The sequence below is a fragment of the Marinoscillum sp. genome (assembly GCF_965229915.1).
Classification (GTDB): Bacteria; Bacteroidota; Bacteroidia; order Cytophagales; family Cyclobacteriaceae; genus Marinoscillum.
In genome coordinates this window covers 673,171-687,247 of the sequence record NZ_CBDDJZ010000002.1, presented here as the reverse complement: position 1 = coordinate 687,247, position 14,077 = coordinate 673,171, and the positions used below count along the sequence as shown (strand labels likewise).

General features: G+C 46.2%; 1 protein-coding gene. It reads right to left on the bottom strand.

The genetic code is table 11. The annotated features are described in order from the left end of the window. Positions 1–973: 973 nt before the first annotated feature. Positions 974–13,825: a LamG-like jellyroll fold domain-containing protein gene (locus ACO067_RS24825; protein WP_421879937.1), complete on the bottom strand. Its 12,852-nt coding sequence runs from the start codon at positions 13,823–13,825 to the stop codon at positions 974–976. Positions 13,826–14,077 lie beyond the last annotated feature (252 nt).

The window sequence follows — 14,077 nt, the reverse complement described above, 5'->3', positions numbered from 1 at the left end:
GATGCTGTTGCACTGGAAACAGCTCCTGAGATAGCATCATCAGCAGAAATGTCCCGCTTAAATTAGGGCAATAATATTTCCAGAATTATCATATGCCACAATGCTAGCTGTTTCGCCACTACTTATCACTCTCCTCTAAGAAGGTTCCTGATAAATTGTCAAATGGAATTGATACCAATTGTGATGAACCAAGGAACCAATCATATTTGTTTTCAGGTGAGTGCCCAACAGGCTACCTCCAACTGTAACACTAGTCACCGTTGCTGTTCCATCCTTGGAATACAAGTTGTTTGATCTGTAGAGCTAGTGTTTGGTGTCAGAGTTATGCTCTGCTCGTTACTTCAATTATTCCTTTCAGTACAAAGGTCGTGTTGTTCTGAACCTCTACGATGTAGAAACCCGCTGTTAGGTCTGAAATTGTATTGTCTGCATCAGTAGTTGTATTTATAGCTGTTCCTGTTGCTGAAGTACCACTATACCAAGACAAAGTATCCTGTGGGCTCCAGAAATCGAGGCGGTAATCTGACCCGTATTAGTTCCTGAACAACCAAAATCACTTGATCTTCACTTGGTGACATAGTAATCGTAGCAAACTTCCCCAATAGTGACATTGATCGGGTCAGAAGTAAATCCGTAACCATGTTTGTCAGGATGAGGATGTAATCGCCATCGATTACTCCAGAGTTTCCATTGGCATCATCATCAAGGACTTCATCATCGTCAATTTGTGTGGCCTGGTCAGCAGCAGTACCCAGAAGAACTCATAATCAGAGAGGTTGTAAGCCGTCCCATCGGAGATGTCCCCGATTTCGACGGTAGCGGTACCTGTATAGTTATCTGGATCACAGGTTGTATTAGGAGTTGTTCCGATATCAGCAGTAAGCGCAGAAGGGTCTGTGGTACTTAGGCCGATGGTGAACGATGATCAATTTCACAACTGATGAAACATCAGGTTGTGAAATTGATCATCCGTTCACTCATAATCAGAGAGGTTGTAAGCCGCCCCATCGGAGATGTCCCCGATTTCGACGGTAGCGGTACCTGTATAGTTTCCATCCACACACGAGGTGTTGTCCACGGTGGCAATATCAGCAGTAAGCGCAGAAGGGTCTGTGGTACTTCTCGTTCGCTCTAGAAACCGCCGGAGGTACAGGCCGATGGTGAACGGATGATCAATTTCACAACCTGATGTTTCATCAGTGATGGTCATGATGTAGTTACCGTTATGAAGGCCAGTTACAGTAGTAGTAGTTACCCCAGAGTTGGTGAAAGCTACATCTTCATAGTTGGTTGTACCCCCAGCGTTATCGATAGCTGTACCTCCGGCGGTTTCTAGAGCGAACGAGAAGTTGCCAGAACCAGTACCGCCAGTAGGAGTAAAGGTAATTGCTCCAGTAGCATTCGGGTTAGCAGGATCGTTAGCAGTAGAGTCACAAACGGCATTCGCAGTAAGCGCTGATACCCCGGCACCTAATGTAGGCTGGTCAGGGTCTATGGTTACATCGATTGGGTCAGAAGTACATCCGGTAACCATGTTTGTCAGGATGAGGATGTAATCGCCATCGATTACTCCAGAGTTTCCATTGGCATCATCATCAAGGACTTCATCATCGTCAATTTGTGTGGCCTGGTCAGCAGCAGTAGCCCAGAAGAACTCATAATCAGAGAGGTTGTAAGCCGCTCCATCGGAGATGTCCCCGATTTCGACGGTAGCGGTACCTGTATAGTTTCCATCCACACACGAGGTGTTGTCCACGGTGGCAATATCAGCAGTAAGCGCAGAAGGGTCTGTGGTACTTAGGCCGATGGTGAACGGATGATCAATTTCACAACCTGATGTTTCATCAGTGATGGTCATGATGTAGTTACCGTTATGAAGGCCAGTTACAGTAGTAGTAGTTACCCCAGAGTTGGTGAAAGCTACATCTTCATAGTTGGTTGTACCCCCAGCGTTATCGATAGCTGTACCTCCGGCGGTTTCTAGAGCGAACGAGAAGTTGCCAGAACCAGTACCGCCAGTAGGAGTAAAGGTAATTGCTCCAGTAGCATTCGGGTTAGCAGGATCGTTAGCAGTAGAGTCACAAACGGCATTCGCAGTAAGCGCTGATACCCCGGCACCTAATGTAGGCTGGTCAGGGTCTATGGTTACATCGATTGGGTCAGAAGTACATCCGGTAACCATGTTTGTCAGGATGAGGATGTAATCGCCATCGATTACTCCAGAGTTTCCATTGGCATCATCATCAAGGACTTCATCATCGTCAATTTGTGTGGCCTGGTCAGCAGCAGTAGCCCAGAAGAACTCATAATCAGAGAGGTTGTAAGCCGCTCCATCGGAGATGTCCCCGATTTCGACGGTAGCGGTACCTGTATAGTTTCCATCCACACACGAGGTGTTGTCCACGGTGGCAATATCAGCAGTAAGCGCAGAAGGGTCTGTGGTACTTAGGCCGATGGTGAACGGATGATCAATTTCACAACCTGATGTTTCATCAGTGATGGTCATGATGTAGTTACCGTTATGAAGGCCAGTTACAGTAGTAGTAGTTACCCCAGAGTTGGTGAAAGCTACATCTTCATAGTTGGTTGTACCCCCAGCGTTATCGATAGCTGTACCTCCGGCGGTTTCTAGAGCGAACGAGAAGTTGCCAGAACCAGTACCGCCAGTAGGAGTAAAGGTAATTGCTCCAGTAGCATTCGGGTTAGCAGGATCGTTAGCAGTAGAGTCACAAACGGCATTCGCAGTAAGCGCTGATACCCCGGCACCTAATGTAGGCTGGTCAGGGTCTATGGTTACATCGATTGGGTCAGAAGTACATCCGGTAACCATGTTTGTCAGGATGAGGATGTAATCGCCATCGATTACTCCAGAGTTTCCATTGGCATCATCATCAAGGACTTCATCATCGTCAATTTGTGTGGCCTGGTCAGCAGCAGTAGCCCAGAAGAACTCATAATCAGAGAGGTTGTAAGCCGCCCCATCGGAGATGTCCCCGATTTCGACGGTAGCGGTACCTGTATAGTTTCCATCCACACACGAGGTGTTGTCCACGGTGGCAATATCAGCAGTAAGCGCAGAAGGGTCTGTGGTACTTAGGCCGATGGTGAACGGATGATCAATTTCACAACCTGATGTTTCATCAGTGATGGTCATGATGTAGTTACCGTTATGAAGGCCAGTTACAGTAGTAGTAGTTACCCCAGAGTTGGTGAAAGCTACATCTTCATAGTTGGTTGTACCCCCAGCGTTATCGATAGCTGTACCTCCGGCGGTTTCTAGAGCGAACGAGAAGTTGCCAGAACCAGTACCGCCAGTAGGAGTAAAGGTAATTGCTCCAGTAGCATTCGGGTTAGCAGGATCGTTAGCAGTAGAGTCACAAACGGCATTCGCAGTAAGCGCTGATACCCCGGCACCTAATGTAGGCTGGTCAGGGTCTATGGTTACATCGATCGGGTCAGAAGTACATCCGGTAACCATGTTTGTCAGGATGAGGATGTAATCGCCATCGATTACTCCAGAGTTTCCATTGGCATCATCATCAAGGACTTCATCATCGTCAATTTGTGTGGCCTGGTCAGCAGCAGTAGCCCAGAAGAACTCATAATCAGAGAGGTTGTAAGCCGCCCCATCGGAGATGTCCCCGATTTCGACGGTAGCGGTACCTGTATAGTTTCCATCCACACACGAGGTGTTGTCCACGGTGGCAATATCAGCAGTAAGCGCAGAAGGGTCTGTGGTACTTAGGCCGATGGTGAACGGATGATCAATTTCACAACCTGATGTTTCATCAGTGATGGTCATGATGTAGTTACCGTTATGAAGGCCAGTTACAGTAGTAGTAGTTACCCCAGAGTTGGTGAAAGCTACATCTTCATAGTTGGTTGTACCTCCAGCGTTATCGATAGCTGTACCTCCGGCGGTTTCTAGAGCGAACGAGAAGTTGCCAGAACCAGTACCGCCAGTAGGAGTAAAGGTAATTGCTCCAGTAGCATTCGGGTTAGCAGGATCGTTAGCAGTAGAGTCACAAACGGCATTCGCAGTAAGCGCTGATACCCCGGCACCTAATGTAGGCTGGTCAGGGTCTATGGTTACATCGATTGGGTCAGAAGTACATCCGGTAACCATGTTTGTCAGGATGAGGATGTAATCGCCATCGATTACTCCAGAGTTTCCATTGGCATCATCATCAAGGACTTCATCATCGTCAATTTGTGTGGCCTGGTCAGCAGCAGTAGCCCAGAAGAACTCATAATCAGAGAGGTTGTAAGCCGCCCCATCGGAGATGTCCCCGATTTCGACGGTAGCGGTACCTGTATAGTTTCCATCCACACACGAGGTGTTGTCCACGGTGGCAATATCAGCAGTAAGCGCAGAAGGGTCTGTGGTACTTAGGCCGATGGTGAACGGATGATCAATTTCACAACCTGATGTTTCATCAGTGATGGTCATGATGTAGTTACCGTTATGAAGGCCAGTTACAGTAGTAGTAGTTACCCCAGAGTTGGTGAAAGCTACATCTTCATAGTTGGTTGTACCTCCAGCGTTATCGATAGCTGTACCTCCGGCGGTTTCTAGAGCGAACGAGAAGTTGCCAGAACCAGTACCGCCAGTAGGAGTAAAGGTAATTGCTCCAGTAGCATTCGGGTTAGCAGGATCGTTAGCAGTAGAGTCACAAACGGCATTCGCAGTAAGCGCTGATACCCCGGCACCTAATGTAGGCTGGTCAGGGTCTATGGTTACATCGATTGGGTCAGAAGTACATCCGGTAACCATGTTTGTCAGGATGAGGATGTAATCGCCATCGATTACTCCAGAGTTTCCATTGGCATCATCATCAAGGACTTCATCATCGTCAATTTGTGTGGCCTGGTCAGCAGCAGTAGCCCAGAAGAACTCATAATCAGAGAGGTTGTAAGCCGCCCCATCGGAGATGTCCCCGATTTCGACGGTAGCGGTACCTGTATAGTTTCCATCCACACACGAGGTGTTGTCCACGGTGGCAATATCAGCAGTAAGCGCAGAAGGGTCTGTGGTACTTAGGCCGATGGTGAACGGATGATCAATTTCACAACCTGATGTTTCATCAGTGATGGTCATGATGTAGTTACCGTTATGAAGGCCAGTTACAGTAGTAGTAGTTACCCCAGAGTTGGTGAAAGCTACATCTTCATAGTTGGTTGTACCCCCAGCGTTATCGATAGCTGTACCTCCGGCGGTTTCTAGAGCGAACGAGAAGTTGCCAGAACCAGTACCGCCAGTAGGAGTAAAGGTAATTGCTCCAGTAGCATTCGGGTTAGCAGGATCGTTAGCAGTAGAGTCACAAACGGCATTCGCAGTAAGCGCTGATACCCCGGCACCTAATGTAGGCTGGTCAGGGTCTATGGTTACATCGATTGGGTCAGAAGTACATCCGGTAACCATGTTTGTCAGGATGAGGATGTAATCGCCATCGATTACTCCAGAGTTTCCATTGGCATCATCATCAAGGACTTCATCATCGTCAATTTGTGTGGCCTGGTCAGCAGCAGTAGCCCAGAAGAACTCATAATCAGAGAGGTTGTAAGCCGCCCCATCGGAGATGTCCCCGATTTCGACGGTAGCGGTACCTGTATAGTTTCCATCCACACACGAGGTGTTGTCCACGGTGGCAATATCAGCAGTAAGCGCAGAAGGGTCTGTGGTACTTAGGCCGATGGTGAACGGATGATCAATTTCACAACCTGATGTTTCATCAGTGATGGTCATGATGTAGTTACCGTTATGAAGGCCAGTTACAGTAGTAGTAGTTACCCCAGAGTTGGTGAAAGCTACATCTTCATAGTTGGTTGTACCCCCAGCGTTATCGATAGCTGTACCTCCGGCGGTTTCTAGAGCGAACGAGAAGTTGCCAGAACCAGTACCGCCAGTAGGAGTAAAGGTAATTGCTCCAGTAGCATTCGGGTTAGCAGGATCGTTAGCAGTAGAGTCACAAACGGCATTCGCAGTAAGCGCTGATACCCCGGCACCTAATGTAGGCTGGTCAGGGTCTATGGTTACATCGATTGGGTCAGAAGTACATCCGGTAACCATGTTTGTCAGGATGAGGATGTAATCGCCATCGATTACTCCAGAGTTTCCATTGGCATCATCATCAAGGACTTCATCATCGTCAATTTGTGTGGCCTGGTCAGCAGCAGTAGCCCAGAAGAACTCATAATCAGAGAGGTTGTAAGCCGCCCCATCGGAGATGTCCCCGATTTCGACGGTAGCGGTACCTGTATAGTTTCCATCCACACACGAGGTGTTGTCCACGGTGGCAATATCAGCAGTAAGCGCAGAAGGGTCTGTGGTACTTAGGCCGATGGTGAACGGATGATCAATTTCACAATCTGTGTCATTGTCAACTATATTCATTACATAGTTACCCTGCGGAAGTCCAGAAACTACTGACTGTGATCCTGATGTAGAGTATGTAACATCTATATAGTTACCTCCTGTTGATCCATCATTAGCAATGGTTGTTCCACCTGCAGTCTCCAGTGAAAAAGAATATGTTTCATTAGTGCCTTCAGTAGTTGGGTCAAATTGAATTCCCCCTGTATAGTCATCAGCAGAAGCCCTATTTGCGGAAGGATCACATACAATATTATCAACTTTGTTAGAAGCAACAGGTGAAATTTCTGGTACCTCATCCGGTACCACCACGTTAATAGGATCCGAAACACAACCGGTGTAGTTGTCTGTTACTCGAAGTGAGTAGGTGCCAGCAGCTAGGCTGTCAAATACACCATCGTTGTTGTCCTGAAGTACACTGCCAGAACCGTCTGTTAGTTCACCATCAAAAGTGAATGGATCCATGAAAAATTCTACACCATCAATGAAGTTACCCTCTACGGTACTTCCTCGAGATGAGCTTACTGCCTGGTAAGCAAAGCGTGTAAAGTACTGACCTGCTGGTACTTCGTAGGTTCCTTCATACAATACCCAACCATTTAGAGTACTGGAGCCATTCGCAGGAATGTTGGAAGCGTCATTAACTTGCTTGGAACAGAAGACTTCAATCTCTGGAAGGTTATCAATGATCGTGGTACCTGTTTCACCAATTCTCAAACGCATACAATCCTGATTTGCTCCTGCACTTCTTCTTGCTCTATGTGCGAACCTCCAGGTCATCGTAGTACCCGGTTGTGTCTGCATGTCAAAATACAAGGCTGATTCACTATCGGCATTCAGTTCAGCCCATTGCACACCTTCATACGCCACAAAACTGTGTCCATCAGCGCTATATCCGTTTTGGTATAATTCTACCACGTCTATTCGGTCATCCGTTACCCAGCCTGGGACCAGTCCTTCGTCGTAGTATGCCTGACGCGGATTGTTTTGAGGACCGGCATAAAACAGACCACCTGCTCCAGTATTTGGGTTGTTGGTCATGTCTGGTAATTCGAAACTACCGTTTTCGTTATCAAAGCCCGGATTGGAAGTAGCATCAACAATCGCCGAAATGTCTACCTCACCCCCAGGGTTAGGTCCGCAAGAAGTTGCAGCAGTAATGGCTATTTTAGTCTCATCTACTTGTAGTGGACTTTCTGCATCATCGTCTACCGTAATGGTTCGTGTCACCACACAGTCCGTAATCTTGCTCGTAATTCTAACCGTGTAGACCTGGTTGCCATCCAAACCTCCAATTTCGTTTGGAAGGTCATTGATGTAAAAGGAATAAGGTATGGCAGATCCTGGTCCAGGTATGGAATCGGCTGCATTAGTTGTGTTTCCTCTGAACCACTCAAAGTCATAATCATCGATGGTAGCGGTGCTTCCATCTCCAGTTGCTCTTATTGAGCCGTTACCGATGGTACAGCCTGTATTTGGGTCGATCTGTACAAGTGTCGCGTTATTTAATGGAGAGTGATCAATGATTACCAGCAGGGTATCTGACGTACAACCATTTGGAGCTTGTACTGCTATCTTGTAGGTGTCATCTGGCAAACCTGTAGGATTTTCTGTATCAGATCCAGAGATAGTGTTGACATCAGTCACTTGTGTGCCATCCGAGTACTCCCAGTAAAAAGTATATCCGGAAGTGGCCGGATTGCTAATCGTGCTACCATTCCAACTAACAGCAACTTCTGCTTCACCATCATAGGAAGCGGTGTTACAACCGGTGTTGTCTTGGTTAGATGCAGCTATCTCAGAAAGAATTGGCTCAATAGGATTGTTGCCAATGGTGATGGATTCAATAACACTACAGCCCGTTGCATCATCTGTAACGCGCACGAAGTAGGTAGTACCACCTGCAAGTGTGGCGTCCGTTTGATCACGTGTGCCAATGGTGGACGAAGTGATAGGAGAGGTGAAGTTAACACCATCAGTTGACCATTCGAAAGTGTAACCGACTGTTTCCTCTGACCCAGCAACATCTACATAAGCTTCAGCAATACCATTAGCACCTGCTCCAGCTCCACATCCGTTTTGAGGTTGTACTTCGCTGATCACCACATCCGGATAGGAGAAGTTGTCAGTCATGGTGCGTGTAGCCGGAGCTGTTTCACACCCTGTAGAGTCCAATGTGGCCACTACCGTATACTTTCCGTTAGCAGACGGGGAGGTAGAAGAAAGGCCAGAGAGCACGTTGGATGTTTCTGATAACAAGTTCGCTGCATCTACCACTTCACCTGTATACCAAGCAAAAGTATAATTTGATGCGCTAGAAGGCATATTTACTGTGAGTTGTCCATTGCCCGTATCACAGCTTTGATTTTGAATTCTCGTTATAGATGTCACCGTAGGGTTGGTGGAATCATCACCCACATTCACATCTTCATAGGATGAACATGTGAGGTCATCGTTGATCACTTCTATTCGGTAATTGCCATCTTCAAGACCGGTAAAAGTGTGACCTACAACGCCATTAGACACTGCCACATCGCTTCCAATCTGAGTGGTACTGTTCCACCCATCATATATGCGGTAGGTGTATCCTGTAGGTTCTTCTTCATTACTCGTGGAAGTCACAATGATTTGACCAGAACCAGTTCCATTACAGCCATTGTCGTCTACAATAGTCGTGGCAATGTTTGGATGGTCAGGAATGTTGTTAATACTCACCGTAACAGGTACAGATACACAGGTGGTGTATTGATTTTCAGCTACAATGGTGTAAAAGCCTTCATCCAGCCCTTCGAATAGACCTGTACTGTTTACTTCTAGTGGAGTCCCCGTAATGGAGAAGCCCGAGTATAGTGTGAAATCATAATTGGCAGTATCCGGTTGGATATAAGCTCCAATGTTCACAGATCCATTTGGATTCGATGCATCGCAGCTAGTGTTGTGATCTGCAATGTCCTCCGGACAAGTAATGTCTGCTACTTTCACATTATGTGGGTTGGTACCTGTTCCAAAGCCACTAGACATGATGGTGCCATCATCTGATCCGTCAGCTGTAGCCCGGTCAGTAACGGTAGTAGACGCTGAAGTGATGTTGTTGAAATCGTAGTACATGATCAGGCCACTTTCAGTACCCGTCAATTCGATACATCTAGTCTGACTGATTTCATCAATATCCAGAGCTCTGTTGTACAAACGAACTTCGTCAATTGTACCTACAAACTGCTTATTGCTTCGTTGGTCTCTACCAATTCTCATAAAGCTATATGGGCTCTTAACCGTACTTCCAGAACCAACTGTTGTCGAACCTAGTTGTACCCCATCGGCATACAGAATCATCTCACCTGTGGAGTTGTCCCAAGTTCCGGTAAGCTGTACCCAACCCGTAGCTGAGTAACCCGAGTTGATTCGTCCTCTGCCACTGTAGGTGTCTACGATAAAAGCAATACCATCGTGGTTGTCAGACCAAAGTAGCACTTGGGAAGCGTCGCTTCCTCCAGAACCAAAAATTCGTTGATCATTTCCATAGTTGGTAGAAGTAAGGTCTACCCAGTACTGAATCGTAAATGAGGAAAGACCATCCATTTTTTGAGGAGTGCTGATCCAGGCGCTGTTCGTATCTGAGCCACCCATAATGAAGGCGTCACCTGTGTCAATGGTATCTTCAATAGCACTGAATTCAGGAGTTATTGCATTCTCTGTCAGCACCACATTTGTTACTGTGCTACATCCATCCTTGGTCACCCGAAGTGTGTAATTACCACCAGGAATTCCAGAAACTTCCGAGTCGTTATTAGAAAGACTAGCACCAGAGATGGCTCCAGGTAGCTTGTTGTTGGATACAATACCGCTGCCAGCCCACCACTCAAAGGTGTAACCAGTCACTGTTCCAGCTCCATCTCCATCAGCACTCAAATGACCGTTGAAGGTATCACAGGAAGAGTTTTCAGTAACGGTAGTGATCGTGGGTTGAGGTTGGACGGAGTTATCCAATATGGTAATGGTATCGGCTATGGATACACATTCAGAAGATTGCTCTCTGATTCGGATTAGGTAATCTCCTGCAGCTAATCCGGTGATAGTTGAAGTGGTAAAGTCAGGGGTGGCTTTGATGTTATTCCCTATGTACCATTCAAAGTCGTACCCAGCAGTACTTCCATTTACATCTGCCTCAGCTTCTCCGGTACCACCGCAGGTGGTGATGTGAGTCAAGGAGGTATTGATCTCCGAGAAGTCTGGAGTAGCAATGGCTGATGATACGTCTCCTGAGGCTGCGGATTCACATCCTGTGAGGTTGTCCAGCACGGTAACAAAGTAACTACCACCTTCGAGGTTGCTGATCGTGTCACCAGTACCTATTACCAATCCACCAGGGTCAGAGCCGAGGTTCCAGTTAAAGCTATATCCGTCTTCTTCAAATAAACTATCAGCAGGTTCTCCACTGCCATTCAGGCTTGTGTAAGCAAAAGCGCCAATGACACCATCAGGAGTGACACAGCTCGACAATGCTTCAATTTCGTAAACCCAAACCTCGAAGGTTGGCACCACCCGATCGATGGTTATTTCCAGTGTGTCTGAGTAACAGTTGGACGCCGAGTAGAGACCTACTACTTCATAGGTTCCTTCTGCCATGTTGGAGTAGTTGCTTCCAGTGCTGACTATAGAAGAATAATCTCCCTGATTGTACCAGTTAAAGGTATAACCGTCAGCTTCAGTAAATTTTTTGGTTACATCTGAGGCAGTTCCCGATACTTTCACGTTATCGAATGCCATGATTTCGTTGTTTCCGGTAGTGATGATTCTGGCCTTTAGAACGACATTAGATCCATTCAAACCGGATGCAGTAGCATGGTAGTAATTGGAACCGTCGCTGAAGTCACCATACTGGTCATCAGGGTTCATAAGTATATCGCCTGACCCATCAATATTGTACCAGAACTGAATCCGGTCTCGGTAGTAGGAATAGGATCCATCGCATTGGCTAGTTGACATTAGGTCTACTGAAATGGCTATGTCGGTGTGGTTACTAATGTCGATACTTTCGGAGGTCCAGTTGACTGGTCCTTGTTCCCCACCATCGCCAGTATCTTCTCCTTCGAAAGCATTGTCACCAAAGGAGGTTCCAACACCATAAAAGTCAGGAGTGTATCCTGAGGTATTGGTAGAGGACCATTCGGTAGTTCCTGTTTCGTCTTTTGCTTTTCCCAATAAACTAGGATCTCCAAAGTCTTCCACCCAAATATTTTCTGTTCCACCGGTCACTGTGCCTTCAAAATACGCTTCTGCTTCACCATTGTCTGGTTTGGAGTCCTCACATTTACGGTTGTCGTTCAGCTTGTTTACAGTCAAGCTGAATGGGGTGTAGGTGACAGGAGTGGAGTCAATGTTATTGTCAGGATCACATTCTACAATTCCGGCACTATTTCCTGGGATAATTGCTGGAGTGCCACCATAGTCGTTAAGCGAAATGTACAGATCAAAAGCTCCTCCACTTCCTTGCACTTGCAAAGTCACGGTTTCTGTCTCCCCAACTTCCAGGTTGCTCAGTGTGTAGATTTGTGTGTTGAGCTGGGTAGATCCATCGACAGTTGGGTCACCGTCGTAGAAGGTGATAGGCAGGTTGCCCGAAATATCTGTATCACCAGTGTTGGCTATGTCAAAAGTTACTTCGAAGGTATTATCCGGACAGATGGACATAGTAGAGCTAATATTACCCACCATATTGATATCTGGAGATACATAAGATGGACATCCGTCTTCACCAATAATTGTTGATTGGTTGAGGAAGCCATTCAAAGGTCTCACATCTCGAGCCACTCCCGTTATACAATCCACTGTACCGAATATTCGAGTGTGGTCTTGCTGTACGGATGGAATAGATAGGTCGTCATTCACGTTGACATTGAAGTAAGCGTGCTGGTTCCAAACCGACCTGGCTGGCTGCCATACTTCACCATCTGCTTCAAATACCCTCACGTGAGCATACTGTGTGTTAGTCCAGTTACCACCATCGATACTAGTGGCATCACTGTAGGTACAGGTCACACAGATTTCACTGGCTCCATCACCATCCACATCCGCGACCACAGGATATTCTTCAGCTGTTCGAGAGACACATGTTCTTGATTCAGCAGAAATGACAGGATTTGTCGGATCTGATTCGGGCGTAGTAATTACTAAGATGGATTCTTCACTTCGGTAGATGATCTCGAATGCTCCATCTCCATTAAAGTCAAATAGGGTACACCCTGTGAACCCTGAAGAAGTCTCTTTGATACCGATGGACCATTGAAAATCCAGGTTTTCATCTAATGCGTATAGCTGCTCTCCTGACACATACACAGCATTCATGAGTCCATCATTGTCAATATCTGCTATGTTTATTCGACCGGTTCCTCTATTCCAGTTGTTGCCGGCATCTTGGTAGAAATCGACAGTGCCATTGGCCACGTCCCATAAGAATACGGTAGTTTGTGGGCTACCACTGCTATTGTCAATTGCTCCTGGCATGATGATGTCCACATTTCCATCCAGGTTGTAGTCCGCAGCAGAAATGGCCGTTCTATAATATCTGAATTCGTAATCTGTCTCCCCCATAGTATTGAGGATGTCATTCATGTCGCGACGTTCGGTGATTGTTCCTGCTCCGATGTTTACCGAATAGACTTTACTTCCTGTAATCAATTCAAGACCGCTACAGTCACTACATGCGGCGTCAGGAAGAACGTCTAAAGCGAGAACGCCGAAAGCTACTTCGTAATACCAGTCGTATGTACCACCAGTACCAGCTACCAACAGGTCACCGGTTTGAGCATTTCTAATTTCGTTTTTATAGTACAATTCAGGTACTCCATCCTGGTTAAAATCTGCAAGGCCAGGAATGCCCGGTCCATATAATTTGGTGGCGTCTTTGGACCATTGTAGGTCTCCGTTACAATCATATGCGTTGATGGTGAAGGAATTGGCCAGATTGTTTCGATCCAGCTCTGTGACAAAGATCCAGGCACACTCATCGTTCATCACATTACCGATTACCGGTTGGTAGAGAGGGTCAAATGGTACGTTGATGGTGTTCATGGTTGCACCAGTTGCACCATTGAGTATGTACATCTTTTGTTGTAGCCAGTTTACAGTCACTACTTCAGGGATCCCGTTACCGTCAAGATCACCAATCATGGGAGTACCATAAGTATCAGCAGTTTCATTTTCAGAACCCCATTGTAACTTCATTTTAAAGGTAGGAATGGAAGTGGGCTCTTCCTGACAAACCACCGCGTTACCAACGTAGAAATCATCACAGGCGCCATCACCTGAACAACTGTTGTCGTAACAGTCAATGTAGCCATCGCCATCGTCATCTATACCATTGTTACAGATCTCTGTCTGTCCAAAAGAGGATAAAGAGAGGCTTAGTGATACTGTGAAAAATGCTAATAATCTTACCCGGTAACTTTTCATATCTGCTGAGGTGATAAACATATCCATACATACCATTATACTGGTACAAGTAACCCTTCTGGCAATCTACATAAACAGGCAGAAAACCAAAACATTAAATCGACGAAGCAAATTTAATAAAAAACCAATTACATAATTATATCTATAAAAAATATAACTATTCTAATCTTACGATCTTTATTAAATCAAATCCTGTATTTGAATTATAATAAATCTAATTTTCAATATTTCGACGAAATCATCTATGAGTGC

What these genes read in the sequence shown, in the direction of transcription:
- ACO067_RS24825 (WP_421879937.1), bottom strand. Translation starts at nt 13,825, where the DNA reads ATGAAAAGTTACCGGGTAAGATTATTAGCATTTTTCACAGTATCACTA.